Genomic DNA, 25,778 nt, shown 5'->3' on the forward strand with positions numbered 1-25,778 from the left:
ATTCCTGATGTTTCTCTGTGGCCAAATGTTCAGTCGCCATGATGTACTTCCGAACGGTATTCTGCCTGCTCTATGCGGTAATACTGACAAAAACCGCAGTCCAGACGGTGATAAACGCCATTTTATGCACTCTGCAACGCCCGTCGTCGCCCGTTCACTGGGGCTTAGCGAAAAAATCATGATGCAAATCAAGAAATGTTTTGTTTCATCTGTTGACACTTTGCTTACGTGTGAGATAGCCTCGCGAATGATAATCATTAGCAAAACTGGATGGTGGCGCAAATGCATTCACGTAATTTTCTTCGGGTAACGGTTCGGATAACAGGCAACGGTCACAACACGAGACCACGTCTGCTGTGGTCTCTGGCAACGAGACAAGGTATCGAACGGCCGTTGTCATCCGCTCCTTTGAGCGGCATCTCAACTTAGCCTCAACGCGCAAACTCTGGAATCACACCCTTGCCGGATCAATGCGCCTATTATTTCCGTGCATTTTGCACGGACATATCGCGATCTCACGCAGTTGCATCAGTTCTCAATCATGGGTAAGGAGGCATCGGGTAGTTAAAAGTCAATTGTAAAGGGATAGGCAAAAAGAGTGGGGCGTATCGGGTGATCGCTATTCTCAGGATCTTGATTATCCCCAAGGGACATTTCGGATGTCATAGCAATACTAGCTACTTTGTGGAGAAAGTTATGGGTAATACCATGAATGGAAACGAAACGGGTTGGGACAGCGTTAACGATCTTATTCACTACCATGAGCGCGGAAATGGTCTGACGATAAATAACAAACCGTCTTATGACATAAATCAGGCGGGGTTGCAGATCGCGCGCGGCGATAAAACCTGGAATGGCGTGCACGTCACGGGAAAAGAGGCGACGGTGACCTATTCCTTCCCGGATTGGGATTATAACGAACTGAACCTGGGCCACCGCTCCCCGGAACGTGATACGGGGCTGAGCGCGTTCACGCAACAGCAACAAGAACAGGCGAAGCTGTCTTTGCAATCCTGGGCCGATGTTGCCAACATCAAATTTGTCGAAGTTGCCGCAGGCCAACCCTCCAATATTACCTTTGGCAATTATGAGGGGACAGGACAAGCGTATGCTTTGAAACCGTTCTCATATAATGGCAATGATTACAGGGGGTTCAATTCTGATGGGCAAAGTTGGTACAACATTAAGAATCACTCCGAAAATTTGCATCCTGAGCTAGGTAATTACGGCCGCTTAACCATTACCCATGAAGTTGGCCATACTCTCGGGTTAGATCACCCGGGCACTTATAATGCGGGGCAAGGCAGCCCAAATTATACCAAGGCAGTTTACGCCGAAGATACCCGGCAGTTTAGCGTAATGAGTTACTGGAATGAATCCATTACCAATGCGGATCATGGCCATTACTATGCCGCTGCGCCGCTGGTTGATGATATCGCGGCTATTCAGCATCTTTACGGCGCCAATATGACCACCCGAACCGGCGACACCGTTTACGGGTTTAATTCAAATACAGGCCGAGACTTCTATACGCTCAACGACAGCCACGACAAACTGGTGATGTCTGTTTGGGATGCAGGCGGTAATGATACCCTTGATTTCTCGGGGTATAGCCAAAATCAACGTATCAACTTGAACGAAGGCGCTTTCTCCGACGTCGGGGGATTAAAAGGGAATGTTTCCATCGCCGCTGGCGTCACTATCGAAAACGCGATAGGGGGCTCAGGTAATGACGTCATTGTTGGGAATCACGCAGACAATACGCTCAAAGGCGGCGCCGGCAACGATGTCATTTACGGTGGAGCGGGCCAGGATCAATTATGGGGAGGGCAAGGCAACGACATTTTTGTCTTCTCTGATGTGAATGACTCGCCTGTTCGGGCTCCTGATACCATTTGGGACTTTGAGTCAGGCAAGGACAAGATCGATCTGTCCTTCTTCAACCAAGGCGCTAAAGGCAGTGATTTCATTCAGTTTGTCGATCATTTCAGCGGGCAGGCCGGTGAGGCGCTGGTATCCTATGATACCCAGAGCAATCTGAGTGAATTGGCCTTCAATATCCATGGCGGTGCAAATCCAGACTTCCTGGTGCACATCGTCGGGCAGGCCGACGTCGCTGTTGACTTTATCGTGTAAAACGGCAGCGGTGGGCGATGGTGCCCACCGTTTCGCATGGGCCAGCTATGTGCAAATTTATTCTTGTCGGAATAATTTTCTTGTTTTCAGGAGCCTCTATGGCAAGCAGTCTGGTGTTACCTTCCGCCGAAACGCTATCCGGGCAGTGGACGGTCAGTGATAAATCAAAGTCTTGTGTTGTGCAGCTCAACGCGGAGAGTGTGGAATCGGCCGGCGGCTATAGCCTGAAATTTTTATCTGATTGCACGCCCGACGTCTTGCCGCAAGAGCCTGTGGCGTGGCGTCCTGCTCCCGATGGCATTGCGCTGTTGGACAAGGATGGGCTGACCGTACTTTTCTTCTCTCAGGAAGACGATCATTATCGCAGCCAGATCTGGGCTGAAACTGGGAAGATCCTGAAGAGAAATAACTAGCGGAAAACGCCGGCCTGACCCGGCGCTTCTGAACGCGGTTATCACGCCTCACATCACCCAGCCTCCGCCGTAACGGCGGGGCTTTTTAATGGGCGGGCGGCAAGCCGTCGACGATGGTAATCATGGCTTCCGCCACGTGGCACCGCTGTTGTTTCGCCAACTGATAGGCCGGCGAATGGTAGCAGGCCAACGCGGTGGCGTAGTCGTCGAATTCGATCAGCACATGTTTCACAAACGATGGGCCTTCCAGCGTTTGCGCCTGTTCGCCGCGGGCGAGAAAACGGGCGTTGAACTGGCGAAACGCCTGGGGCGCCAAATCCATGTAATGCTGATATTGCTGCGGATCTTTCACGGTAACATGGGCAATCCAGTAAGCGGGCATCTCAGGACTCCTGTTGCAGAATGCGCTTGGCCAGCGCGGCGGCCTCGGTCAGGTGATCGATGACTTCTTGCCTGGCCTGCGTCGGATTGTTTCGTTCGATGGCGTGATAAATGCGCGTCATGCGCTCGAAGCCGGCCAGCTGGCGCTCCGGGGTTTTCAGGGTCAGGGCGCGCAGGCGGCTGATGCGGCTGTTCAGGCGTTGAACGATTTCCCAGGCAATGGCGTGATGGGCCACCTGGAAAATGGTTTCATAAAAAGCCTGCGAGGCTTCAACGCGCTGAATATCGTCCTGCCCGGCCGACGCCTGATTAATCGCAATTAATTTTTCATGCAGTTTCTTTTTATCTTCCGGCCCGGCTTTCAAGGCGCAGTCGTGAGCGGCATCCTGTTCAAGCAGCAGGCGAATAGTATAAATCTGCTCGGCAATTTCCCAGGTCAGAATAGCGACAATCGGCCCTTTCTTGCCGAGCGTTTCAATGAGCCCCTCCGCTTCGAGATAACGGATCACCTCGCGCACCACGCTGCGGCTGACGCCCAGCTCCTCGCACAGGCTGCGTTCCACCAAACGATCGCCGGCCTGAAAATACCCTGAGATAATCGCCTGCCTAATTTTCGCCAATGCCAATTCGCGCAAGGTGACCGGTGCATTCTCAATCTTCAATGACGCCTGAACCATAATTGTCTCTATTTTTTGTGGATCATCATTAATCCGGATAACGACGCGAATTCCCGTTTGCCCGGTACTATTAACATCTTTCCAACCTGCAAAGCAACGGCGGCCGATTTCGCGCCGCATCGCCAAAACGGTGAATGTTGCCGCAGCTCACAAAATCGAAAGATAGCCTAAAAAAACCGCTTTTCGGTGCCGATAGCCGCTGGCTCAACGGCTGCGGCACGGGCACAGGGTGCTGAGCGGACGCGGTTGTGGCCGGCGTTTCATTCCCTGCCAAAGTCCACGAAAATTTACTAATGCATTGATTAACCGCTGTTATTTTCAAATGTGCTCTACCGCCTCAAGTGAAAATAAGAATACCGTATTATGGTATACCAAATTTTGACATACCAATCTGCCCGATGCTATACCCTCGACTCGCGACATCTGATTAACATTTGATTTACTTTTCGAGGTCCCTTATGCATCAAGACATCCGCAAGACCCTGGTTTCCACAGAAACCCTCTACGCCGACGGCGGCAAATCGGCGGGTAAACCGCTGGTGATGATCGCGGCGGCGGCGGTGATCAAAAACCCCTGGGCCGGGCAAGGCTTTGTCGAGGATCTGGCGCCAAAGATTCGAGAAATGGCGCCGGTGCTGGGCGAGCTGCTGACCGGTTTGATCCTCAAAGAAGCCGGCTCCGGCGAGCGGGTGGAAGCCTTCGGCAAAAGCGCGGTGGTGGGGCTGGGCGGCGAGTTGGAACATGCCTCGGCGCTGATCCACACGCTGCATTTCGGCAACCACTACCGTTCGGCGGTCAACGGCAAGAGCTATCTGGCGTTCAACAATACCCGCGGGCCGGCCAACGCGCCGATCCTGATCCCGATGATGGGGAAAAACGACGAAGGCAGCCGCGAGCACTACCTGACATTTCAGTTCAACATCAACGACGCGCCCTTCGACGATGAAATCGTCATCGCACTGGGCGCGGCGCTGGGGGGGCGGCCGCACCACCGCATCGGCAACCGTTATCTGGATCTGAAAGAGCTGGGCCATGATCAGAACAATCCGGCAGCTGTCTGAACCCGCTTTGCGGGTGGGGTATTTGGAGGCCGGGCGTGGCGAGCCGCTGGTATTGATCCACGGCGTAGGCATGAACGCGGAGGCCTGGTATCCCCAGCTCGATGCGCTCAGCGCGCACTTTCGGGTCATCGCCGTCGATATGCCGGGCCACGGAGAAAGCGAAGGCTTCGCCCACGCCGCGACGCTGGAGGATTACGTGCGCTGGATGGCGGCCTTCTTAAACACCCTGGGCGCGCCGAGCGCTGCGGTGGCGGGGCACTCGATGGGGGCGTTGATCACCGCCGGTCTGGCGATCGATTATCCGGAGCGGGTCAATCGCGCGGTGGTGATGAGCGGCGTGTTTCAGCGCTCAGCAAAGGCCAGCGCCGCGGTCGCGCAACGCGCCAGCGCGTTGGCCAGCGGCCAGACGCAGCTCGACTCGCCGCTGAGCCGGTGGTTTGGCGCCGATCCCGCCGAACAGCGTCTGCGCCGCCAGGTGGGCGGCTGGTTGCAACAGGTGGACATATCGGGCTACGCCCGCGCCTATCAGGCGTTTGCTACCGGCGATCGGGTGTATGCCCAGCGTTGGCACCTTATCCGCTGCCCGGTGTTGGTGCTGACCGGCGAGCACGACGCCAACTCCAGCCCGGAGATGGCGCGGCAAATGGCGCAGGCCGCACCGAACGGGCGCGCGGTAATCATTGAGAACGCCAAACACATGGTCAGTCTGACCGATGCGCAACGCGTCAACGCGCTGATGCTCGATTTTCTGACCTCAGAGCAACCTTTGACTTTAGGAGCGGCAAATGGACGCGGATAAACGCAGGCAGTTGCGCGACGCTTTCGGTGCCTTTATGACCGGCGTCACCATTGTGACCTCGGTAGACAAGCAGGGGAAGCCGATTGGCTTCACCGCCAATTCGTTTTCGTCGGTGTCGCTGGATCCGGCGCTGCTGTTGGTGAGCATCGATAAACGTTCGGCGAATCTGGCGCATTTTACCCAGTGCAGCCATTTCGCCATCAATATTCTGGCGGAACAGCAGAAAGAGGCTTCAACCATCTTTGCGCAAAAGAACGAAGACCGCTTTGCGCAGATCGATTGGCGCTGGAGCGCGTCACGGGTGCCGCTGATCGATAACAGTTCGGCGTGGTTCGACTGCTCGCTGCATCAGGTGGTGGACGCCGGCGACCATGCCATTCTGATCGGCAAGGTCGAAGGGTTCGAGTCCAACGCCACCGCCGGTCTGGGGTATTACCGCGGCGCTTATTTCACGCCTTATCAAAACGCGCAGTCGCTGATTGGCGGGCCGCAGGTGGTGGTAAGCGCGTTGATCGAGTTTGAAGGGCACGCCGTGATGGTGCGGCAAAATGACGGCGGCTATCAACTGCCGTCCAGCGCGGTGGAGAAACGCAGCGTCAGCGAAACGTTGGGGGAGCTGCTGCAACAGCTGGGCATTAATGCCCATCCGGGCTTCGTCTATTCCGTCTATGACGACCGCCAAAAGCACCAGCAACACATCGTTTTCCTGTGCGCGCTGCCGACCGACGCCGGCAGCCTGACGCCGCAGCTGAGCGCGGCGGAATGGTTCGACATGCCGACGCTGGCGCGGCTGCCGATCAAGGATCCGGCGCTGCGATCGATGCTGGGCCGGTTCGTCAAAGAAAACGCCGTGGGCAATTACGGTATCTATTATGGCGATGAGCACAGCGGTGCCATCAAGCAATTCGCCGGTTGAGGCTGAACGGGAGAGTGTGATGAAACTGTCTTTATTCGTGCATATGGAACGAACGTTACCCGACGAACCGCAGGAAAAGCTCTACCAGGAGATGATCGAGCTGTGTGAAATCGCCGATCGCGGCGGCATGCACGCCATCTGGACCGGCGAGCACCACGGCATGAATTTCACCATTGCGCCGAATCCGTTCATCAATCTGGCGGACATTGCCCGGCGCACCTCGCGGGTGCGGCTCGGCACCGGCACCATCATTGCGCCGTTCAATCACCCGATCCGTCTGGCGGGCGAGGCGGCGATGACCGACATCATCACCGGCGGCAGGCTGGAGCTGGGCATCGCGCGCGGCGCCTATTCCTATGAATACGAACGGCTGATGCCCGGTTTGACCGCCTGGGATGCCGGGCAGCGCATGCGCGAGCTGATCCCGGCGGTGAAAAAACTGTGGCAGGGCGACTATGCCCATCAGGGGGAATACTGGTCGTTCCCGGCGACCACCTCGTCGCCGCTGCCGAAACAGCAGCCGCATCCGCCGATTTGGGTGGCGGCGCGCGATCCCAACAGCCACGAATTTGCGGTGCAAAACGGCTGCAACGTTCAGGTTACGCCACTGCATCAAGGGGAAGAGGAGATCGTGCGGCTGGTGACCTGTTTCAACGAGGCGCGTGCACGCTTCGCCGCCGAGCAGCCGCTGAAGATCATGCTATTGCAGCATGGCTACGTAGCGGAAGATGAGGCGGACGCCCGCCTGGCGGCGGAAGAGCTCAACCGTTTCTACCACTACTTCGGCGCCTGGTTCAAGAACCAGCGGCCGGTGCGGCAAGGGCTGATTCAGCCGCTGAGCGACGAAGAGATCGCCGCCAATACCTATTACTCCGCCGAGATGATGCGCACCAACCTGGCTATCGGCACCGCCAATGAGGTCATTACGCGGCTGAAAAAATATGAGGCGCTGGGGTATGACGAGTTTGCGTTGTGGATCGACAGCGGCATGAGCTTTGCGCGTAAAAAGGCCTCTCTGGAGCGGTTCATTCGCTGCGTGATGCCGGAATTTCACTGACGGAGGCGCTGATGGAATCGTTCAAACTCTACATCGACGGCCGGTTTGACGCCGGTTCGGCCACCTTCGACTCGATCAACCCGGCGAGCGGCGAACCCTGGGCGCAGGTGGCGGAAGCCCGCGCGCAGGATGTGGATCGCGCCGTTGCGGCGGCGCACCGGGCGTTCCAGGGTGCCGAGTGGCGCGATATGACCGCCGGCGCGCGCGGCAAGCTGTTGTTGCGGCTGGCCGACTTGCTGGAGCAGCACGCCCCCGAGCTGGCGCGGCTGGAAACGTTGGATACCGGCAAGATCATCCGGGAAACCCAGGCGCAGATCGCTTATGTGGCGGAATACTACCGGTACTACGCCGGCCTGGCCGACAAGATGGAAGGCAGCGTGCTGGCGATCGACAAAGCCGACATGGAAACCTGGGTGCGTCGCGAACCGATCGGGGTGGTGGCGGCGATCGTGCCCTGGAACAGCCAGCTGTTTCTTGCGGCGGTGAAAATCGGCCCGGCGATCGCCGCCGGCTGCACGCTGGTGGTCAAAGCGGCGGAAACCGCGCCGGCGCCGCTGCTGGCGTTCGCCAGACTGATAGACGAGGCCGGTTTTCCACGCGGCGTATGCAATGTGATCACCGGTTTTGCCGCCGAATGCGGTGCGGTGCTGACGGCGCATCCGCAGGTAGACCACATCGCCTTTACCGGCGGCGCGGAAACCGCGAAGCACATCGTTCGCGGCAGTGCGGAAAACCTCGCCAGCACCTCGCTGGAGCTGGGCGGAAAATCGCCGTTTATCGTTTTCGATGATGCGGATCTGACCAGCGCGGCGAATGCGCAGGTGGCGGCCATTTTCGCCGCGTCGGGCCAGAGCTGCGTAGCCGGCTCGCGCCTGCTGGTGGCGGAAAGCATCAAGGACGCGTTTTTGGCCCGGCTGACGGAGAAGGTGCGCAGCATCCGCATCGGGCCGCCGGATCGCCCGGACACCCAGTTCGGGCCGCTTTGCACCAGGCAGCAGCAAGAGCGGATCGCCGCCATCGTCAGCCGTTCGCTGGAGCAGGGGGCAAAACTGGTGATTGGCCACGCGGCGATCGACTCACCGGGCTTTTACTACCCGCCGACGATTGTCGATTGCAGCGCACAACCCGACGCCGAGTGCGTGAAGCAAGAGCTGTTCGGCCCGGTGCTGTCGGTGTTGACCTTCAGGGACGAAGCGGAGGCTATTCAGCTTGCCAATGATTCTGCCTATGGCCTGGCGGCCGGCATTTTCACGCAGAACCTGACGCGCGCGCATCGGGTGACCCGTCGCCTGCGGGTGGGGGTGGTGTGGCTGAATACCTATCGAGCGGTATCGCCACTGGCGCCGTTTGGCGGCTACGGCCAGTCGGGGTTTGGCCGCGAGGGCGGGATTGACGCCGCGCTGGAATACACCACCAGCAAGACGGTGTGGCTGCGCACCAGCGACGATCCGATAGACGATCCCTTTGTCATGCGCTGAGTCAGCGCAATCAGGCGCGATCTCAGGTCGCGCCGGCAGCCCCGTTTTCATCGCATTGATACAGGCGACCGCAATGTCGCCGGGGCAGACGCACGCTTTTTTCGACCTATTCGCACCCTAACACGCTGTAAAAAATAATAATCCACGTTAACCGGGGGATATATGAACTCTCAGCCAGAGCAGACCGCGTTTATTGAAGACAAGTCGATCGATTTTGTTCCCGCCGGGGAGCGTCATGGCCATGCCCGCAGCCTGTTTACCCTGTGGTTTTGCACCAATATTGCGCCGCTGGCGGTGGTGACCGGGGCCATCTCCACACAAACGTTTCATCTCGATATTCTCTCGGCGCTGAGCGCGATTATCGCCGGCCACCTGTTCGGCGGTATTTTTCTGGCGCTGACCTCTGCCCAGGGGCCACAGGTCGGAATACCGCAAATGGTGCAGAGCCGGTCGCAGTTTGGCCGCTACGGCTCGCTGTTGGTGATCGTGTTCGCCACGGTGATCTATCTGGGGTTCTTTATTTCTAACATCACGCTTTCGGGCAAGGTCATCCATAACGTCATCCCGTCATTGAGCATGGGCGTGGCGACGGTGATTGGCGCGGTGTTGGCAACGCTGATCGGGGTGGTGGGCTACCGTTTCATCCACAAGATCAACAAAATCGGCGCCTGGGTGATGGGCAGCGCGCTGATTCTCGGATTGGTATTGATGTTTTCTCAACCGCTGCCGGCGGATTTTTGGCAGCGGGGATCGTTCAGCATTGCCGGTTGGTTCGCCACGTTCTGCATCGGCGCCGTCTGGCAAATCAGCTTCTCGCCCTACACGTCAGACTATTCGCGTTACCTGCCGGCGGAAGTCGGCATTGCCAAACCCTTCCTGTATACCTACCTGGGCGCCTGCAGCGGCACCATTTTGGCCTTCGTGTTCGGCGTGGTGGCGGTCAATCTGGTCGCCGGCAGCGACGATGCCATGGAGGCGGTGCGCCAGGCGACGGGAGGGCTGGGGCCGGTGCTGATGGTGCTGTTTCTGATCAACATCATCTGCCATAACTCGATGAATTTGTACGGCGCGGTGCTTTCACTCATCACTGCGGTACAAACCTTCTTACCGCAGTGGATGCCGAATGCGCGTATACGCACGCTGTTCTCGGCGCTGATTTTGCTGGGGGCTGTGTGGGTGGCGCTGGTTGCCTCGGCCAACTTCGTTCATCTGTTCCTGAACCTGATTTTTGCCTTGATTTCGGTGCTGATCCCCTGGTGCATGATCAACCTGATTGATTTTTACCTGCTTAACCGCCAACGCTATGACATTTCGGCCATTTTCAGCGCCGACGGCGGGCGCTACGGCCTGCTCAACACCCGCGCGCTCGGCGTTTATTTCGGCGGTATTGCGGTGCAGGTGCCTTTCGTCGAGAACGCGTTCTTCTCCGGCCCTTACGCCAATCTGATCCCGGGCGCAGACATTTCCTGGGTGATCAGCATGGTGCTGACCGGCATCGCCTACCCATTGTGTTGTTCGCGACGGGCTAACTGGGCGGTGCAATTATAATCCTCCTGTATCCCTGCCAGCATAAAAGGCCAGTTTGAGTGATATGATAAAGTAATTTTTAGAACAGGATGTTTCTAATTTTTTAATTTATTAAATTAGATAATAATCATATGAAATGGCTAAATGGATTTGGGCTAACTTATGATTGTTATATTAATGTTGCTGCTCATGGTGTTTTATATATCGCTAGCTTATGAGTTTAAAAGAATGAAAAAGCGAAGAATATATGCCTGCCATAAAAGGAAAAGGAAGAAGTCGGTCAGGCGATTAATCAACATGCTGTTATTCAAATGATTTCCCGATGTAATTCTTACAGGAGGGAACACGATTATTGAGATATATCTCCCCCCGGTTATCAGTTGTTTCGCTACGTTTATATTGCGTCGGGTTGGCTCCGACGCAACATCAGCCTGCGGCGAATAGCCGCTGCTGCCAATAGGCCAGTTGCGTCAATGTCATGGGCTCGGCGGCAATGATTGCGTGATTTTCCAGGGCGATTTCGCGGGCGCGTTGCAATGGCTCGGCGCTGAGGCGCTGCGCGCTTTGCCGCAGCGCCTGTTGCGTTTGCGCCAGCTCGTTTGCGCCCACGTGCGCCAGCTCATGACGCATTTGCAGTAAGAATTCGTCGGTTAACTGCCGCAGCTGTTCAACGTTGAACGTTGGGGATTGCAGCGCGAACAGCAGGCCTTCGGCATCGGCGCAGCGGTGGAAGGCGCATTGCACCACGTAGCCCACGTTGCGATCCACGCGCAACCGCTGAAAATAGCGCGGCGCGTAAAGCTGGGCCAGCACGCGCAGCGCCCAACGGCCTTCGGCTTCGCCGTTCGGCAGCGGGTAAAACTGCAGCAAGGCGTGTTCGGCGCCGCTTTCCGTCAACGTGACGGGGCGATGATGCTGATATATCGGCAGCGGCGGCTCGGCGGCCACGGGATAGGGGAAGTCGTACAGCAGGTGCGACAGCTGCCGTTTTAACTCGCCATCGCCGCCGACTAAGGTGGCATGCCACTGCACCGTTGTTGCTGTCGGCGCGCTGAGCGCCGCGGGCAATTGGGCCAGCAGGCGACGAATGGCGATGTCGTTTTGCTCTTGCAACTGCGTATGGCGCAGGTTTCTCGCCGCCTCGTTGAGAATGGCCGACGGCAACGCCGCCAGAGCCCGGTTCACCTCGCTCATCCCGTGGCAGACCAGCGTGGGGCTGCCCGCCAGCTGCAGCAGCCACGCACCCTGGTGGCGTTCGAAGCTTAAATGTCCTTCCCGATGCGCCAGTTCGGCCGCCCCGGTGCGCAGCGCCGCCTGTAAGCCGTAGGCCTGTGCATCACTGAAGGGGCTGGACGGCGTCGGCAGCAGCAGCAGCACCGGCTGCGCTTCGTCGGGGCGCAGATGCCGCACCGGCGCCAGGCCGGCAGGTAATGTCGGGGGCGGCAGCGCCGCCGAGGAGGAGAAAAAGCGGAAGGGTTCAGTCGTAGCCGTCAGCGCGGCGCCGGCGAAGGGGCCAAGCGCCAGCGGCAGCCCTTGAATTTCACGGGTTTCACCGCCGCCTTCGGGCCGCACGGCCAGGCGACGGCGCGGCGCGCTAATCAACGCCGCAATATGCCGTGGCCAATCGTCGTTCGGCTCCGCCGGCGGCAGCCTAAACGCTCTGGCACGCAGCTGGTCGAGCGGCGCCAAACGGTGGAAATCGCGATTTGCCAGCCGCTCGTAATGCGCAAGCTGGGCCGGTGTCAGCACCTGCAGCGCCTGCAGCCACGCCAGCAGGGCGCTTTCGATGCAGGCAGCCTCAGCGGCTGAACCGTGATTGACGGTAAAGATAAAACTCAGCAGCGCGTTGTTCTCGCTGCAGCGCGAATAATCGAGCCGAACGGCATCGCACCACGCCTGAGCGCGCAGCCGGGCCAGCAGCCCGCCGGGGGCTTCGTCCAGCAGCAGGCGCTCCAGCCGCCGCAGCCAGCCGCGCGAATGGGAGCGCGGCAGGGCAAACACCAGTCTCAGCTGCGGCGTGCCGGGCAGCGTCAGGGTGTAATCTTCCGCAGCGGTCAGCGGCGGTGAGCTCTCGTGCGGTGAGCCGTTGCCCGCCGGCAGCCGGCTGCCGTAGCGCTGGGCCAGCGCATGCAGCTGCGCCAGCGATTGCGGGCCTTGCAGCCACAGCGTCAGGTTTGGCGCGCGAAAATAGCGCTGATAAAACTGCCGCAGCGCCAGCTGCAACGCGGAAATATCGCTGCCGAAGGCGGCGCGGCTGCCGATATGAAAGCGATGCATTGCGTCAAGGCCGCTGAACATCTGTCGCTGCGCGGCTTCGCAGCGGGTTTCCACATCGGCGCGCAGCAGGCGATATTCAGCGTCGATGACCTCAATCTCCTGAGCGATCGCCTCGGCCGCCAGCTGCGGGGCGGCGAGCATATCGCTCAGCCGCGCCAGCCCCGGCGCCAAATGGTCTGCGCTCACCTCGAAGAAGAAGGCGGTTTGCGAGGCCTGGGTGGTGGCGTTCAGCCGGCCTCCCACCGAGGCGACCCAGGCCATCAGACCATCTTGCACGCCGTAGTTCGCGCTGCCGCGAAACAACATATGCTCCAGCAGATGCGCCAGGCCCGGCCAGGCGACGGGCGCCTGAAAACTGCCCGCTTCAATGCGCACCAGCGCGGCGGCGCCCGCGGCGGCAGGATCGCTTATCGCCTTGACGGCCAAACCGTTGTCGAGCTGCCACGAGGCGGCGGCGGGTGTCATCGTCAACCCTTGAAAATCAGACGAGAGTTGGCCTGATTGCGAAAACGCAGCTGATCGATACCGATCTGCGAGCGATTCGCCGCTTCCCGCGCCGCCAGAATGGTGCCGTGGTGGGGCGATTTGCCGCACACCGGATCGGCGTTGTCGGCGTTGCCGGTCAGCATGAACGCCTGGCAGCGGCAGCCGCCGTAGTCTTGCTCTTTCTCCGAGCAGGAACGGCACGGCTCCGGCATCCAGTCATAGCCGCGATAGCGGTTAAACCCGAACGAGTGGTACCAGATATGCTGCAGATCGTGCTCCAGCACCGACGGGAAGGCGATCGGTAACTGACGGGCGCTGTGACAGGGTAACGCCATGCCTTCCGGCGTTACGCTCATGAAGATGGCGCCCCAGCCGCCCATGCAGCCTTTGGGGCGCTCCTCGTAGTAGTCCGGCGTGACGAACAGCAGGTTGGCCAGCTTGCCGTCGTTGGCCATGCGTTCGCGGTAGCGTTTCACCACCGCTTCCGCGTCGGCGATCTGCTCGCGGGTCGGCAGCAGGCCCTCGCGGTTGAGGTGCGCCCAGCCGTAGAACTGGCAGGTCGCCAGCTCGACGTCGTCGGCGTCCAGCTGGATAGCCAGTTCGATAATGCGGTCGATCTGGCCGATATTATGGCGATGCAGCACGAAGTTGAGCACCATCGGATAGCCGAGCGCCTTGACCGCCTTAGCCATGGCCAGCTTCTGCTGAAACGCCTTGGCGGAGCCCGCCAGCGCGGCGTTCAGCGTTTCATCGCTGGCCTGAAAACTGATCTGGATATGGTCCAGCCCGGCATCGGCGAAGGTCTGCAGCTTCTTCTCGGTCAGGCCGATGCCGGAGGTGATCAGGTTGGTGTAAAAGCCGAGCTCGCGCGCGGCGGCGATCAGCTCGGGCAGGTCTTTACGCACCAGCGGCTCGCCGCCGGAAAAACCGAGCTGCACGCTGCCCATCGCCCGCGCCTGGCGAAACACCTCGATCCACTGCGCGGTGGTCAGCTCTTTTTCCTGCGCGGCGAAATCGAGCGGGTTGGAGCAATACGGACACTGCAGCGGGCAGCGGTAGGTCAGCTCCGCCAGCAGCCAGAGCGGCGGGTTCACCGCCGGCGCGCGCGCTTCAGTCACGGAAGGTCACCCATTTTTGTTCGTAGGCGCGCTGGAAAAACTCCAGCACGTCTTCCGCCAGCCCTTCGGCGCCGGGGAAGCGGGCGCTCAACAGGGCGATGATGCCGTTCAGCGTGGTGTGGCCGTCGACCAGTTGCAAGATGGCGGCGGCGCTGTCGTTCAGCTTGGCCATGCCTTCCGGGTAGAGGATCACGTGGCTGTTTTGCACTTGCTCCCATTGCAGGCGATAGCCGCGGCGGAAGACGGGGGTGTGTTCAGGGTTCAGCGTCATTACACCAGCCTCTGGTTGTGCCATACCCGCGCGGCGGTCACGCTGTGGTAAGGCGGGCGGTTCAGGGTATAGGCCATGCTCATGGCATCCAGCATGCTCCACAGAATGTCCAGCTTGAACTGCAGGATCTCCAGCATGCGCTGCTGTTTTTCTACGGTGTCGCAATAGTCCAGCGCCAGCGCCAGGCCGTGTTCCACATCGCGGTTGGCCTGGCCGAGGCGGCTGCGGAAATAGTCGTAGCCGGCGGCGTCGATCCACGGGTAGTGCTGCGGCCAGCTGTCGAGGCGCGATTGGTGGATTTGCGGCGCGAACAGTTCGGTCAGCGAGCTGCAGGCCGCTTCCTGCCAGCAGGCGCGGCGCGCGAAATTGACGTAGGCGTCCACCGCGAAGCGCACGCCCGGCAGCACCAATTCTTCAGAGAGCAGGGCGTCGCGCTGCAGCCCGACGGCTTCGCCCAGGCGCAGCCAGGCTTCGATGCCGCCTTCGCTGCCGCCGTAGCCATCGTGATCCAGGATGCGCTGCACCCATTTGCGACGGGTTTCCGGCTGTGGGCAGTTGGCCATGATCGCCGCGTCTTTGATCGGAATGCTGGTCTGGTAGTAGAACCGGTTGGCCACCCAGCCCTGGATCTGTTCGCGGGTCGCTTCGCCGTTGTGCATCGCGATGTGGTACGGGTGGTGAATATGGTAATAAGCGCCTTTGGCGCGCAGCGCCGCTTCAAATGCCGGCGGAGTCAGGGGCAGTGGTTGCGTCATGGCGGTTCCCTACAGTTCGATATTCATGCCGTCCCAGCTCACTTCAATGCCGGCGGCGGTCAGGCTTTGCCGCTCTACCGAGTCTTCATTGAGGATAGGGTTGGTATTGTTTATGTGGATCAGGATCTTACGCCTGGCGGGCAAGGTGGCGAGCAGGGCCGCCAGCCCGTGTTCTTCCGCCAGCGCCAGATGCCCCATGTCCTTGCCGGTATTGCGGCCCACGCCGGCGTTGGCCAGCTCGTTGTCGCGCCACAGCGTGCCGTCGATCAGCAGGCAGTCCGCGCGGCGCAGCCACGGCAGCAGCACCTCGTCCGGCTCACCCAGGCCCGGCGCGTACAGCAGCGCCACCCCGCGCGCGGTATCTTCGATAAACAGCGCCACGTTGTGGCCCGGCAGCGGGCGATCGCGGAACGGCGAATAGGGCGGCGCGTTGCTGAGCAGCGGAATGGCGGTAAAGCGCACGTTCGGGCAGACCATCGTGCGGAACGGCTCGCCGGGCGTCACCGGGTGGTGAATCAGGCCGCCGTTCCAGTGTGAGAGCATGGGAAACACCGGGAAACCGGTGCTGAGATCGTCATGCACTTCAGGGGTGCACCAGACGTGATGCGGGCAGCCCTCGCGCAAATTGAGCAAGCCCGCGCTGTGATCGATCTGGCTGTCGGTCAACACGATCGCGCCGATGCCGGTGCCGCGCAGCACCTCGGGATTATTCAATTCGGGCGAGGCCAGCAGCTGATGGCAAATGTCCGGGGAAACGTTGCACAGCACCCAGTTTTTACCGTCGTCGCTGACGGCGATGGAGGACTGCGTGCGGCGCGTGGCGCTGATGCTGTGGTCGCGAACGCCCCGACAGTTGTCGCAGTTGCAATTCCACTGGGGAAAGCCGCCGCCCGCCGCCGAGCCGAGAACTTTTATCTGCATGTCTAAACCAGAAAAGAAGGAAAGAAATGCCCGCGCGAAAGGCGGGCAGACGGGCGATTAACGGTTGGAAATGTACAGCGTCACTTCCAGCCCCAGACGCAGATCAACAAACTCAGGTTTAGTCCAGGTAGTCATAGCGGTGCTCCTTTGCATGCATCGTAATAAGTCGAACCCAATGAGAAACGTTCGCATTCGGCCGGCCCAATGTTGGCGAAGTGTGACGGAGATCGCAACCTTTAAAGCGTAACCGGGTTATTCACCCCAGGCGGCGGTGAGCGCGTTCAGCCAGTTGCGCCAGGTCAGCTTCTCCAGCAACCGGTTATCGAACCCGGCCTGCGCCAGCGCTTGCGTCAGGCGCGGCAGGCCAGCGGCGTCCTCCAGCGGTTGCGGTACGTTGACCCCGTCAAAATCAGAGCCAAATCCCACGCGATCTTCACCAAGTTTAGCGATCAAATACTCAACGTGTTTAACAATTTCTGTTAAGCCGGTTGTTGCACTGTCACGTTTACCGTCCGCACGCAGGAAGGCGGTGCCGAAATTGACGCCGACCATCCCGCCGCTCTGGGCGATGGCGCCCAGCTGTGCGTCGGTCAGGTTGCGCGGCTGGGGGCAGAGGGCGTGGGCGTTGGAGTGGGTGGCGACCAGCGGCGCGTTGCTCAGCGCGGCGGTTTGCCAGAAGGTTTTCTCGTTCATGTGCGAGACGTCGATCATGATGCGGCGGCGGTTGCAGGCGCGGATCAGCGCCTCGCCGGCCGGCGTCAGGCCGGGGCCGGTATCGGGTGAGCCCGGGAACGGCCCGCTGACGCCGGTGCCGAAGGCGTTCGGCAGATTCCAGAATGGCCCGATGCTGCGCACGCCCAGCCGGTAGAAGGCCTCCAGCTGCGTCAGCTCCGCGTCGATCATGCCGGCACCTTCGATATGCAGCACCGCGGCAATTTGCCGGTTGAGGCGGCACTGTTCTATCTCGGTGGCGGTGCGGCAGATGCGCAGTCGCCCCTGAGAAGCCTGCTCCAACTGCTGCAGGATGGCGATCTGCCGTTCGGCGATCGCCAGCGGATCGAAGGCGGCCTGCGCCTCGTCCTGCGTTTGGTTGCGCATCTGGGCGATATAGCTGACCGGGGGAATAAATACCGCGAACAGTCCGCCAAAAAATCCGCCGCGCCGCATGCGGGAGAAATCGAGGTGGCCCGGCGTGACGCGGGAATAGAAGGCGGCGGCCGGATCGTCGTCGTGCTGCAGCCACAGGTTGAGCAGCAGGTCGTTATGGCCGTCGAATACCGGCCAGAGAGGGGGAAGCGTCATGAGCGTTTCACTGAGTCAGGCATCGTGAACGCTATGTTCTCCCATCGCGCGAGGGGGAACAACCCCCCCGCAGCGGGGAGATTCTGAATGCAGTGGACATACGGAGATTAACCTGAACGAAATTATTTTCGGCCAGTGGCCAAGGAAGTTTAAACGTGCGAATCAGCGTTGATTAGGCCAATTAAATTGATGATTCTGTAATATTTTAGACATTGATTCTTGAATCAAATTTTATTTATGGCAATATCGTCATCGCGTGTGTGTTGGGCACGATTCCTCCCCTAACTCACTGTTTGAAAATGAATTTATCCACCATCAATATAATAACTGTTAGTTATTTTTAATGTAATAATTAAATGTTCACAGTGTATTAAGCGTTGTTCCTTGCTTCATTTTTATACCGAAGGATTTTTCATGACCAAAAGATTACTCCTCTGCGCCTCACTGGCGAGCGCATTATTGTTAAGCGGGTGTGCAAGCATCCCCCTCGCAACAGATCAAGAATCAGCGCACGCTAAAAGCTTCCCGGCGCTGGATGAAAACAAAGCGGGCCTCTATATTTATCGTGACAGCTTTGTCGGCAAGGCGCTGAAGAAAGATGTTTATCTTGACGGCAAATGCGTGGGGGAGACCGCGGATAAAACGTTTTTCTATACCCAGGTTGACGGCGGACAACAGCATAAAATCTCTACCGAATCTGAATTTTCTCCTAACGATCTTTCCATCTATACCGAAGCGGGGAAGAATTACTTCGTAAGACAATACATTAAGATGGGGGTATTCGTCGGTGGTGCCGGTCTGAGTCAATCGACAGAAGACGAAGGCAAACGTGTTATCTCTAAAGCTGCGGTAAAACTTGCCAAGGGCGGCCATTGCAATAACTAATGCTCAGTGACCGTGGAATTTCAGGGATATTCCTCCTGAAATTCCCATTATCTGTTTAAACCTTCGCTGTTTACTTTACGATTATGAACGGAGTGACGATGTCACTCCGTTTTTCTTTAACGACAAACGCCCAACACCAATTGCCGCAGCCAGCGGTGATCCGCCTCGGCGTCCAGGCGCGGGTGCCACATTTGCGACACGGTAATGGGCGGCGTTTTCACCGGCAGCTCAAAGACGCGCAGCGGGCCGTCGGCCGGTTGAGCGTGCAGGAAGGAGGCGGGCAACAGCGCCAGCAGGTTCGAGGCTTGCGCCACCGCCAGCGCGGCCGGAAAACTCGGCACCACGGCGGCAATCTGGCGCGTCAGCCCCAGCTCCGCCAGCGCGGCGTCTACCGGCCCGAGAATGCGCCCGCTGCGCGAGGCCACCACGTGGCCGCAGGCGGCGTAGTCGGCGGCGCCGATCTCCGGCTGCTGCGCAAGCGGGTGCGAGGTTCTCATCACGCCGACGAAGCGATCGCGAAACAGCGCCTGCAGGCGGATTTCCGGGCCCATGTCACCCAGCACGCCTATCTCCAGATCGACCAGCCCTTCACGCAGCGGGCGGTCGCTTTTCTCCGGCTTGGGCGCAAAGCGCAGCCGCACCCGCGGCGCCTGTTCGGCAGCGGCGGCGATCAGCGCCGGGCCGAAGGCTTCGACGAAGCCGTCGTTGGCGCGCAGCGTGAAGGTACGATCCAGCTCGGCGGGATCTAATGCTCCCTGCGCCGGGCGCAGCAGCGCACGGGCTTCGAATGCCGTATTTCGCGTCCGCTCGCGCAGCGTTTCGGCATAGGGCGTAAGCACCATATGACGGCCGGCGCGCACGAGCAGGGGATCGCCGGTGGCCGCGCGCAGCCGGTTGAGGGTGCGGCTCATCGCCGAAGCGCTTAAACCGAGACGCCGCGCCGCGCCGACGACGCTGCCCGCCGTCAGCAGCGCATCGAGCGCGATCAACAGGTTGAAATCAGGGTCGGTCATGCGTGCGTATCCTGTGGGCTGGCAAGGAAAGGAAGCATTTGGTGCAGGTGAAAACCGCCCATGTACATCCGTTGTCTGCCATTATGCATGGTTATCTTTTTCGCACGCTATGATTTATCCGGTTGAGAATGTGAAGAGTGCCACCCGCGAGCGGGCGGCAAAGATTTTAACGGCTGGAGAGGATCATATCGGCGGCTTTTTCACCGATCATGATGCTGGGCGCATTGGTGTTGCCGCTGGGAATGACCGGCATCACCGAGGCGTCGATCACTCGCAGCCCCGATAAGCCGCGCACCTGCAGCTGCGGATCGACCACCGCCATGTCATCGACACCCATGCGTGCAGTGCCTACCTGATGGTGATAGGAGCCGGTAGTGCGGCGAATATAGTCGCGCATTTGCGCGCGGCTGTTCACGCCATCCATGCCTTGCTCTCGACCGCGCCACGGCGCCATGGCGCTCTGGTGCATCACGTCGCGCATCAACAGCGCTTTGTCGGTCATGATCTCCAAATCCTCGTTCTCGGCATACACCTGGGGATCCATCAACGGAGGTTGGAGGGGATCGTTCGAACCAAGCCACAGACGCCCGCGGCTTTTCGGCCGCACCAAACCCGGCGTAACGGTATACCCCTGGTTGACGCCAGGCAGGAACGGCATGGTGAACAACAGCGACTGGGTATCCGGCCCGCTTAACTGCGGTGCCGATTTATGGAAGATCTGCGCTTCGATACCGGAGGCCAAGCCGACCGCGACCGGCTGCGGAGAAGACCACACCATCGGGCAGACCAGGTGGTCGTGTAGGTTTTCGCCAACGCCGGGCAGGTTGACCAACGCAGTCATGCCCAGTTTTTCCAACTGTTCCGCCGGGCCGATGCCGGAGTGCAGCAGAATGGAAGGGCTCATGAGCGACCCGGCGCACAGCAGCACTTCATGTTTGGCTTCGATGCGATAATCGATACCGCGATGCAGGAAGTGCACCCCGGTAATGCGATCGCCCTGGTTCAACAATTTCAGTACCCGGGCTTCCGTCATGACCGACAGGTTCGGTGCCTGGCTAATGGCATCGCAATAGCATACCCAGGCGCTGGCCCGTTTGCCGTCCGGCGTCATGGTGTATTGCGGGAAGCTGACGCCGCTGGGATCGTTGCCGTCGTTGTAATCCCCTACCCAGCGCAAGCCTGCCTGTTGACCCGCTTCGACAAAAGCATGGGCCAGCGGGGTCATCGCCGGACGAGAAACCTGCAGTAGGCCACCGGTGGCGTGCTGTGCGGAAAGGCCGGCGATATTGCAATTTTCCGCTTTGCGGAAATAAGGCAGTACATCCCGCCAGGCCCAACCGGCGGCGCCCAGCGCGGCCCAATTGTCATAATCCTCTGGCAGGCCGCGCACGTACATCATGCCGTTGATGGCGCTGGATCCGCCCAGCGTTTTTCCGCGTGGCCAATAGATATCCTGTTTACCTGCGAAGGTCTGCGGCTGAGTTGAAAAACCCCAGTCAACGGCGGAGTGCCACAGCGCCATCGCTTCCGGCGGATTATGGATCGCCGGCATGTCGTCGCGCGGGCCCGCCTCGAGCAGCAGCACGCGCAGGCCGGCGTCCACCAGCCGACGAGTCACGACCGAGCCGGCGGAGCCGGCGCCGATCACGATAAAATCGTATTTGAGATCGTTGGCGCGAGTGGTGGTACGCGTATAGCCGGAAAACGGCAGCGCCGCCGCTGCCCCCATCGCCAGGCTGGCGGCAATGAACTTGCGGCGCCCGACGTTAGCGGTGATTTTATCTTGTTTCATGATGTCTCCTCGCGGCCGATCAATGGGCGGCGATATCTTGCAGCGCAATCCATGTGGCCTTCATTTCGCCGTACTGCGGCAAGGCGTGCAGCGACAGATCGCGACCGATGCCGGATTGCTTGAAACCGCCGAACGGCGAAAGAATGTCGCGCGTCAGGAAATGGTTGACCCACACGGTACCGGCCTCGAGTTGCCGCGCGACGCGGTGCACCTTGGCGATGTCTGGCGTCCAGAAGCCGACGGTCAGGCCGTATTCGCTGTCATTCGCCAGTTGAATGGCTTGCTCCTCGTCTTCAAAAGTCATCAACGAGGCGACCGGTCCGAAGATCTCGTTTTGTGAGGCGGTCATCTCCGGCGTGGCGTTGTCGATCAGCGTAGGCGGCAGTACATACCCTCCCGGCAGCAGGGTATTGTCGGCCTGGCCGCCGCTGAGGATGCTTGCGCCTTCAGCGCGTGCCGATTCGATATAGCGCAACACGTTGGCCTGATGTTGAACATCGATCAACGGCCCCATTGCGGTGGCCGGATCCAGCGGATGGCCCGGCTGCCATTTCTTCAACTCTTCCAACAGCAAGGCCAGGAACTGAGCTTTGATGGAAGATTGCACCAGCAGTCGAGTGCCGGAAGCGCACACCGCCCCCTGATTGGCGCAGAACCCCAGCGCGGCGAAGCGCGCCGCGCGTGCCAGATCCGGCGTGTCGGCAAAAATGATGTGCGCATTTTTACCGCCGCCTTCAAGGAATGTGCGTTTCATGTTTGACTGCCCGGCGTAAATCAGCAGCTGTTTGGCGACTTGCGTGGAGCCGGTAAACGCCATTGCGCGCACCCGGGGGTGCAGCGCCAGCGTTTTGCCTACCTGCGCGCCTCCGGTTACCACGTTGAATACTCCGTCGGGGATACCGGCCTGACGGGTCAGCTCGGCGAAGCGGATACCGGTCAACGGCGCTTTCTCCGACGGTTTGAATACCACCGAGTTGCCCATCGCCAGCGCCGGAGCTATCTTCCAGCATGCGATCATCAGCGGGTTATTCCAGGGCGTCATCACCGCCACCACGCCGAGCGGCGCCAGCGTGATCATGCCATGGAACGCGTCGCCAGTCGGGGCGATTTCACCGGCGATCTTGTCGATCGCTTCGGCGTAATAACGGATGGCGGTCTGCACATCCTGCATGTCCATATCCAGCGATTCGTGGATGGTTTTACCGGTATCCAGGCTTTCCAAGAGTGCCAACTCTTCCTGATGCTGGGCTACCAGATCGGCCAGTCGCAGCAGTGTTGCCTTACGTTGCGCTGGCGTGCGCCGCGCCCAGTCACCGGCTTGGAAAGCCTGTTCCGCGGCCGCCACCGCGTGATTGACCGTGGCTTCATCACAATCGGCGATGTTGGCCAGCGGGCGCCCGTCGATTGGGCTGGCATCGACGAAGGTCATGCCATCGGCTGAATCCTGATACTGACCGGCGATATAGGCTCGGCCTTCAATTTGCAGCCCGGCGGCCTGTTGCCGCCATTGGGCGAAAGTTTTGTTTTGGCTACTCATCTCGGTTCCCTTAGTGGACACCGCTTAGCGGGTGAGCCATTAAACTAGCGGGACGACGGCATTGCGACGAGTGGGCAAACGGCACCACACTGGTAACGGACAAGCACCAATAGATGGCTTATAGTGTGCTAATAACGCGCTGAATTAACGGGAAGCAAAATGGATATGATCAGCGCATTGCGCGTGTTTAACGCCGTCGTGAGCGGTGGCAGTTTCACCACCGCTGCTGAGATGCTCGATCTCTCACGCCCGCGGGTTAGCAAACACATCGCCGAACTGGAACAGCATTTCGGCGTGCGCTTGCTGCAGCGCACGACGCGCTCGATGACGCTGACCGAGGCAGGGCGTGAATGCTATGCCTTCAGTCAGCGCATCACCGCCGAATGCCAGGCGTTGGAGGAGTATATGGGTAATCAAGGGCAACCGGGCGGCACGTTGCGTATCAGCGCGCCGCACCCATACTGCCGCGCCGAGCTGGCGACCATCGTGGCGGCTTATCAACGTCGCTATCCGCGTGTCGCGGTTGAGTTTTGCCTCAGCGATCAGTTGGTCAACCTCATTGAGCAGGGTATCGACGTGGCGATCCGCGTGGCCAATTTGTCAGACTCCACTCTGGTGGCGCGCCGGTTGTGCGACATTCCGCGGATTCTCTGCGCCTCGCCCGACTATTTGGCGAAACATGGCGCACCCACCTCACCGCAAACGTTGCGCGACCACAACTGCCTGATGTATTCATTGTTGCCGCGTACGGAACAATGGGAATATCTAGATGCGCAGGGCCGAGCGGTAGAAGTACCGGTGTTCGGCACGCTGCGCGCCAACAGCGGCGATGCGCTGCTAGCCAGCGCGCTTGAAGGCCGGGGCATTATCCTTGAACCGGAGTTCGTGGTCAGGGAAGCGCTGGCCGCCGGCGCGCTGGTCAGGGTGATGGCAGAATACGTCTGGACCAGTCGTTCACTGTATGTGCTGTATGTTAACCGGCGCTACCTGCCGGTTAACATACGCAGTTTCGTGGACTTCCTGGCAGAATATTATCAGCGTGCGGCGTTCTCCCCCGGAGGCTGATCGCTTTCGGGGGAACACTGAGCGGCCTCGGTAATCAAAGCCCGAGCCGCATGTTCATCCGCGAGCATCTCCAACAGCAACAGATTGAGCCGCGCCAGAAACAGCGCCAGCGCTTCACCGGTGAAACGACCGGCAGTCTGTTCGAAATGGCGATAGATCTCATCGCGTTGACGGTCGTTCAGCTCAGCGTTCATCGGTATTCTCCTCGTAGCCACTTGGGTTACCACAGGCGCGCAGCAATGCCTGCTCAATCTGTTGGGTCATGGCCGTTTCGTCTCGCCCCCAACGCCAACACACGTGGCCATCCGGCCGAATCAAATACAGGGCGCCTTGCGCCGTGCTGTAAGCGGTATGCAGCCGCCCGTGTGGATCCTCCACGTCACCGGCATCGCCGTGACGTGGACGCCCCGGCAAACCGACGGTGACGATGCGCAGTGGATAACGCGCCTGCAACGCCTGTGCCGGTGGTGTTGTTTCACCATATTCCTCTTGCGCCGGGAAGCGCAGCAGGGTGAAGCAGCGCGCATCGAGTAGCCCAGTCAAGGCCTGAGGGCGCTCATCCCGTAACAGCGGATACTCGGTCAGCACCGCACCCACTGCCGGCCCAGGCAAATCACCGTTCGTCGGGGTATTTAGCGATGAGTCCGCATAACGGATGCTGTGGGTCTGGCGCGGATTGATCAGCGACGAAAATTGCGGATGACGGGCCGCCAGCGACAGCACTGCGTTGCGTAGCGTGGCGCCGCCGGGCGTAGAGGGGCACATGAACTCCGCGCTGCGGCTTGCGCTATCGGCATTTTCGCGCCAGGCGCCGCGGCGTTCATGGGAGTAGCTGTCCAGAAGATGTTCCGGCGCACGCCCTTGCAGAACATAGGCCAACTTCCACCCCAGGTTGTAGGCGTCGTCCAGGCCGCCGTTGAGACCGCGCACGCCGAAGATCGGCACAACGTGTGCCGCATCGCCAACGAATAACACCCGACCGTGGCGGTACTCATCCAACGACAGCGCCTTGGCGTTGTACATGCTGATCCAGATCGGTCGCCATTTTCCCATTTCGCCGACCATCTTCAGAAAGTCTTCCACGACCGGCAGCACGTTTTCCGGTTTCAGCCCCTCTTCGTCGCTGACGTTGTCCTCCAGCAGGTAGTCGATGCGCCAAATGTTGTCGGGCTGGCGATGCATCCACATCGGTCCGGGGCGGAGCGGCGTTTCGAACCAGACCCGGCGCTCTGCCGGCGTTTCGCTTTCCAGTTCGATATCAATGATGGCGAAACGGCCTTTGTGCGCCCGGCCTTGCATATGCAATCCCAGTTGTTCCCGCATACGGCTGCGGCCGCCATCGCAGGCGAGCAGCCATTCGGTTTCGAGTCGATAATCAACGCCTGCCGCCTGCACCGACACGCTGACCCCATCGTGTGACGAGACGATGCGTTGCACCTCCGAGCCCCAGCGAATTTCGATCAAATCGTCATTGCGCATCGCTTCATCCAGCAGGAACTGCTCGATGTAGTACTGCTGCAAATTGATCATTGCCGGAAATTGCTGGTTGTCATCCAGCAGCATGTCGAACTGCATCACCTGTTCACCCTGATAAAAGCTGCGGCCGCGCGTCCAGGCTAACCCTTTGTCGATAAAGGCGTCGGCCACGCCAAGTTTATCGAGGATCTCGAGGCTGCGCCGTGAGATACAGGCCGCCCGGCTGCCGATGCATACCTGAGTGTCGTTTTCCAGGATCAGCGAGGCGACGCCTTGCCGCGCCAGCGCCAATGCGGTGGCCAGACCGACCGGCCCACCGCCGACAATCGTTACCTGATGGCGATGCGTCTCGCGATCGCCCTCCCGCGGCGGTAACCGAGCCGGGTATTGTTGATAATGAAATTCGCCAATCACGTTATCGGGTTGCATCATCTG

General features: G+C 59.6%; 24 protein-coding genes. 10 read left to right on the plus strand and 14 right to left on the minus strand.

What is annotated here, in order from left to right; all coding sequences use genetic code 11:
- Positions 1-696: 696 nt before the first annotated feature.
- Both ACJ8IM_RS19870 and ACJ8IM_RS19875 read left to right on the plus strand, forming a co-directional pair.
- Positions 697-2,136 carry a serralysin family metalloprotease gene (locus tag ACJ8IM_RS19870; protein WP_033648293.1) on the plus strand — a complete coding sequence of 480 codons (1,440 nt, stop codon included), beginning with the start codon at positions 697-699 and terminating at the stop codon, positions 2,134-2,136.
- Positions 2,137-2,234: 98 nt separating this feature from the next.
- Complete coding sequence (locus tag ACJ8IM_RS19875; protein WP_033648294.1) at positions 2,235-2,549, plus strand: AprI/Inh family metalloprotease inhibitor; 315 nt, start codon at positions 2,235-2,237, stop codon at positions 2,547-2,549.
- Between the two features lie 85 nt (positions 2,550-2,634).
- On the opposite strand, the gene ACJ8IM_RS19880 is transcribed toward ACJ8IM_RS19875, so the two are convergent.
- Positions 2,635-2,931 (minus strand): DUF1330 domain-containing protein, encoded by a 297-nt coding sequence (locus ACJ8IM_RS19880; protein WP_033655039.1) that lies wholly within the window; start codon positions 2,929-2,931, stop codon positions 2,635-2,637.
- 1 nt (position 2,932) lies between these two features.
- Positions 2,933-3,727: a GntR family transcriptional regulator gene (locus tag ACJ8IM_RS19885; RefSeq protein WP_229601729.1), complete on the minus strand. Its 795-nt coding sequence runs from the start codon at positions 3,725-3,727 to the stop codon at positions 2,933-2,935.
- A gap of 338 nt (positions 3,728-4,065) precedes the next feature.
- Between ACJ8IM_RS19885 and ACJ8IM_RS19890 the strand changes: the two genes are divergently transcribed.
- The 6 genes from ACJ8IM_RS19890 to ACJ8IM_RS19915 all read left to right on the plus strand — a co-directional run bounded on the left by ACJ8IM_RS19890 (position 4,066) and on the right by ACJ8IM_RS19915 (position 10,466).
- Positions 4,066-4,668: an amino acid synthesis family protein gene (locus tag ACJ8IM_RS19890; RefSeq protein ID WP_033648297.1), complete on the plus strand. Its 603-nt coding sequence runs from the start codon at positions 4,066-4,068 to the stop codon at positions 4,666-4,668.
- A complete protein-coding gene (locus tag ACJ8IM_RS19895; RefSeq protein WP_033655041.1) occupies positions 4,640-5,467 on the plus strand; it encodes an alpha/beta fold hydrolase in 828 nt (275 codons plus the stop codon). The genes ACJ8IM_RS19890 and ACJ8IM_RS19895 overlap by 29 nt, the downstream gene beginning before the upstream one ends.
- Positions 5,454-6,383, plus strand: a complete 930-nt coding sequence (locus tag ACJ8IM_RS19900) for a flavin reductase family protein (RefSeq protein ID WP_033655042.1) — start codon at positions 5,454-5,456, stop codon at positions 6,381-6,383. The genes ACJ8IM_RS19895 and ACJ8IM_RS19900 overlap by 14 nt, the downstream gene beginning before the upstream one ends.
- Before the next feature lie 19 nt (positions 6,384-6,402).
- A complete protein-coding gene (locus ACJ8IM_RS19905) occupies positions 6,403-7,440 on the plus strand; it encodes an LLM class flavin-dependent oxidoreductase (protein ID WP_033648300.1) in 1,038 nt (345 codons plus the stop codon).
- Between the two features lie 11 nt (positions 7,441-7,451).
- Positions 7,452-8,918: an aldehyde dehydrogenase gene (locus ACJ8IM_RS19910; RefSeq protein WP_033655043.1), complete on the plus strand. Its 1,467-nt coding sequence runs from the start codon at positions 7,452-7,454 to the stop codon at positions 8,916-8,918.
- A 162-nt stretch (positions 8,919-9,080) separates the two neighbouring features.
- Entirely contained in the window at positions 9,081-10,466 is a 1,386-nt protein-coding gene (locus tag ACJ8IM_RS19915) for a purine-cytosine permease family protein (RefSeq protein ID WP_033655045.1), read from the plus strand.
- 405 nt (positions 10,467-10,871) lie between these two features.
- Here ACJ8IM_RS19915 and pqqF read toward each other — a convergent pair whose 3' ends face one another.
- From pqqF to ACJ8IM_RS19950, 7 genes are all read right to left on the minus strand, one after another.
- The gene (pqqF, locus tag ACJ8IM_RS19920; RefSeq protein ID WP_101455599.1) at positions 10,872-13,187 is read right to left on the minus strand and encodes a pyrroloquinoline quinone biosynthesis protein PqqF; all 2,316 of its coding nucleotides are present in this window, start codon (positions 13,185-13,187) and stop codon (positions 10,872-10,874) included.
- A gap of 2 nt (positions 13,188-13,189) precedes the next feature.
- Positions 13,190-14,326 carry a pyrroloquinoline quinone biosynthesis protein PqqE gene (pqqE, locus tag ACJ8IM_RS19925; protein ID WP_033653180.1) on the minus strand — a complete coding sequence of 379 codons (1,137 nt, stop codon included), beginning with the start codon at positions 14,324-14,326 and terminating at the stop codon, positions 13,190-13,192.
- Positions 14,319-14,597 carry a pyrroloquinoline quinone biosynthesis peptide chaperone PqqD gene (gene pqqD, locus ACJ8IM_RS19930; protein ID WP_033653178.1) on the minus strand — a complete coding sequence of 93 codons (279 nt, stop codon included), beginning with the start codon at positions 14,595-14,597 and terminating at the stop codon, positions 14,319-14,321. Before pqqD ends, pqqE begins: the two co-directional genes overlap by 8 nt.
- Positions 14,597-15,352: a pyrroloquinoline-quinone synthase PqqC gene (pqqC, locus tag ACJ8IM_RS19935; RefSeq protein WP_033634535.1), complete on the minus strand. Its 756-nt coding sequence runs from the start codon at positions 15,350-15,352 to the stop codon at positions 14,597-14,599. Before pqqC ends, pqqD begins: the two co-directional genes overlap by 1 nt.
- 9 nt (positions 15,353-15,361) lie before the next feature.
- Complete coding sequence (pqqB, locus tag ACJ8IM_RS19940) at positions 15,362-16,273, minus strand: pyrroloquinoline quinone biosynthesis protein PqqB (protein WP_060428303.1); 912 nt, start codon at positions 16,271-16,273, stop codon at positions 15,362-15,364.
- A 57-nt stretch (positions 16,274-16,330) separates the two neighbouring features.
- Positions 16,331-16,408 carry a pyrroloquinoline quinone precursor peptide PqqA gene (pqqA, locus tag ACJ8IM_RS19945; RefSeq protein WP_004937827.1) on the minus strand — a complete coding sequence of 26 codons (78 nt, stop codon included), beginning with the start codon at positions 16,406-16,408 and terminating at the stop codon, positions 16,331-16,333.
- 117 nt (positions 16,409-16,525) lie between these two features.
- Entirely contained in the window at positions 16,526-17,575 is a 1,050-nt protein-coding gene (locus ACJ8IM_RS19950; protein ID WP_033653175.1) for a dipeptidase, read from the minus strand.
- A 414-nt stretch (positions 17,576-17,989) separates the two neighbouring features.
- Here ACJ8IM_RS19950 and ACJ8IM_RS19955 point away from each other — a divergent pair, with 414 nt between their 5' ends.
- Complete coding sequence (locus ACJ8IM_RS19955) at positions 17,990-18,460, plus strand: DUF2846 domain-containing protein (protein ID WP_101455600.1); 471 nt, start codon at positions 17,990-17,992, stop codon at positions 18,458-18,460.
- 116 nt (positions 18,461-18,576) lie between these two features.
- Here the strand turns inward: ACJ8IM_RS19955 and ACJ8IM_RS19960 are convergent, their stop codons facing one another.
- From ACJ8IM_RS19960 to ACJ8IM_RS19970, 3 genes are all read right to left on the minus strand, one after another.
- On the minus strand, positions 18,577-19,473 hold the full coding sequence (locus tag ACJ8IM_RS19960) for a LysR family transcriptional regulator (RefSeq protein ID WP_060430068.1): 897 nt from the start codon (positions 19,471-19,473) through the stop codon (positions 18,577-18,579).
- Between the two features lie 166 nt (positions 19,474-19,639).
- Positions 19,640-21,265 (minus strand): GMC family oxidoreductase, encoded by a 1,626-nt coding sequence (locus ACJ8IM_RS19965; protein ID WP_101455601.1) that lies wholly within the window; start codon positions 21,263-21,265, stop codon positions 19,640-19,642.
- 19 nt (positions 21,266-21,284) lie between these two features.
- Positions 21,285-22,802, minus strand: a complete 1,518-nt coding sequence (locus ACJ8IM_RS19970; protein ID WP_033653172.1) for an aldehyde dehydrogenase family protein — start codon at positions 22,800-22,802, stop codon at positions 21,285-21,287.
- Between the two features lie 159 nt (positions 22,803-22,961).
- Here ACJ8IM_RS19970 and ACJ8IM_RS19975 point away from each other — a divergent pair, with 159 nt between their 5' ends.
- Positions 22,962-23,867 (plus strand): LysR family transcriptional regulator, encoded by a 906-nt coding sequence (locus tag ACJ8IM_RS19975; protein ID WP_033653171.1) that lies wholly within the window; start codon positions 22,962-22,964, stop codon positions 23,865-23,867.
- On the opposite strand, the gene ACJ8IM_RS19980 is transcribed toward ACJ8IM_RS19975, so the two are convergent.
- The gene (locus ACJ8IM_RS19980) at positions 23,837-24,061 is read right to left on the minus strand and encodes a hypothetical protein (protein WP_033653170.1); all 225 of its coding nucleotides are present in this window, start codon (positions 24,059-24,061) and stop codon (positions 23,837-23,839) included. The genes ACJ8IM_RS19975 and ACJ8IM_RS19980 overlap by 31 nt on opposite strands.
- On the minus strand, positions 24,051-25,775 hold the full coding sequence (locus ACJ8IM_RS19985; protein WP_230116446.1) for an FAD-dependent monooxygenase: 1,725 nt from the start codon (positions 25,773-25,775) through the stop codon (positions 24,051-24,053). Before ACJ8IM_RS19985 ends, ACJ8IM_RS19980 begins: the two co-directional genes overlap by 11 nt.
- Positions 25,776-25,778 lie beyond the last annotated feature (3 nt).

The organism is Serratia sp. CY33525, assembly GCF_052169115.1.
In the GTDB taxonomy this organism is placed as follows: domain Bacteria; phylum Pseudomonadota; class Gammaproteobacteria; order Enterobacterales; family Enterobacteriaceae; genus Serratia; species Serratia sarumanii.

What these genes read in the sequence shown, in the direction of transcription:
- ACJ8IM_RS19980 (WP_033653170.1), bottom strand. Translation starts at nt 24,061, where the DNA reads ATGAACGCTGAGCTGAACGACCGTCAACGCGATGAGATCTATCGCCAT.
- ACJ8IM_RS19890 (WP_033648297.1), top strand. Translation starts at nt 4,066, where the DNA reads ATGCATCAAGACATCCGCAAGACCCTGGTTTCCACAGAAACCCTCTAC.
- pqqA (WP_004937827.1), bottom strand. Translation starts at nt 16,408, where the DNA reads ATGACTACCTGGACTAAACCTGAGTTTGTTGATCTGCGTCTGGGGCTG.
- ACJ8IM_RS19985 (WP_230116446.1), bottom strand. Translation starts at nt 25,775, where the DNA reads ATGATGCAACCCGATAACGTGATTGGCGAATTTCATTATCAACAATAC.
- ACJ8IM_RS19960 (WP_060430068.1), bottom strand. Translation starts at nt 19,473, where the DNA reads ATGACCGACCCTGATTTCAACCTGTTGATCGCGCTCGATGCGCTGCTG.
- pqqF (WP_101455599.1), bottom strand. Translation starts at nt 13,187, where the DNA reads ATGACACCCGCCGCCGCCTCGTGGCAGCTCGACAACGGTTTGGCCGTC.
- ACJ8IM_RS19970 (WP_033653172.1), bottom strand. Translation starts at nt 22,802, where the DNA reads ATGAGTAGCCAAAACAAAACTTTCGCCCAATGGCGGCAACAGGCCGCC.
- ACJ8IM_RS19875 (WP_033648294.1), top strand. Translation starts at nt 2,235, where the DNA reads ATGGCAAGCAGTCTGGTGTTACCTTCCGCCGAAACGCTATCCGGGCAG.
- ACJ8IM_RS19910 (WP_033655043.1), top strand. Translation starts at nt 7,452, where the DNA reads ATGGAATCGTTCAAACTCTACATCGACGGCCGGTTTGACGCCGGTTCG.
- ACJ8IM_RS19975 (WP_033653171.1), top strand. Translation starts at nt 22,962, where the DNA reads ATGGATATGATCAGCGCATTGCGCGTGTTTAACGCCGTCGTGAGCGGT.
- ACJ8IM_RS19955 (WP_101455600.1), top strand. Translation starts at nt 17,990, where the DNA reads ATGACCAAAAGATTACTCCTCTGCGCCTCACTGGCGAGCGCATTATTG.
- ACJ8IM_RS19880 (WP_033655039.1), bottom strand. Translation starts at nt 2,931, where the DNA reads ATGCCCGCTTACTGGATTGCCCATGTTACCGTGAAAGATCCGCAGCAA.
- pqqC (WP_033634535.1), bottom strand. Translation starts at nt 15,352, where the DNA reads ATGACGCAACCACTGCCCCTGACTCCGCCGGCATTTGAAGCGGCGCTG.
- ACJ8IM_RS19950 (WP_033653175.1), bottom strand. Translation starts at nt 17,575, where the DNA reads ATGACGCTTCCCCCTCTCTGGCCGGTATTCGACGGCCATAACGACCTG.
- ACJ8IM_RS19900 (WP_033655042.1), top strand. Translation starts at nt 5,454, where the DNA reads ATGGACGCGGATAAACGCAGGCAGTTGCGCGACGCTTTCGGTGCCTTT.
- pqqB (WP_060428303.1), bottom strand. Translation starts at nt 16,273, where the DNA reads ATGCAGATAAAAGTTCTCGGCTCGGCGGCGGGCGGCGGCTTTCCCCAG.
- ACJ8IM_RS19895 (WP_033655041.1), top strand. Translation starts at nt 4,640, where the DNA reads ATGATCAGAACAATCCGGCAGCTGTCTGAACCCGCTTTGCGGGTGGGG.
- ACJ8IM_RS19870 (WP_033648293.1), top strand. Translation starts at nt 697, where the DNA reads ATGGGTAATACCATGAATGGAAACGAAACGGGTTGGGACAGCGTTAAC.
- pqqD (WP_033653178.1), bottom strand. Translation starts at nt 14,597, where the DNA reads ATGACGCTGAACCCTGAACACACCCCCGTCTTCCGCCGCGGCTATCGC.
- ACJ8IM_RS19905 (WP_033648300.1), top strand. Translation starts at nt 6,403, where the DNA reads ATGAAACTGTCTTTATTCGTGCATATGGAACGAACGTTACCCGACGAA.
- ACJ8IM_RS19885 (WP_229601729.1), bottom strand. Translation starts at nt 3,727, where the DNA reads ATGCGGCGCGAAATCGGCCGCCGTTGCTTTGCAGGTTGGAAAGATGTT.
- ACJ8IM_RS19965 (WP_101455601.1), bottom strand. Translation starts at nt 21,265, where the DNA reads ATGAAACAAGATAAAATCACCGCTAACGTCGGGCGCCGCAAGTTCATT.
- ACJ8IM_RS19915 (WP_033655045.1), top strand. Translation starts at nt 9,081, where the DNA reads ATGAACTCTCAGCCAGAGCAGACCGCGTTTATTGAAGACAAGTCGATC.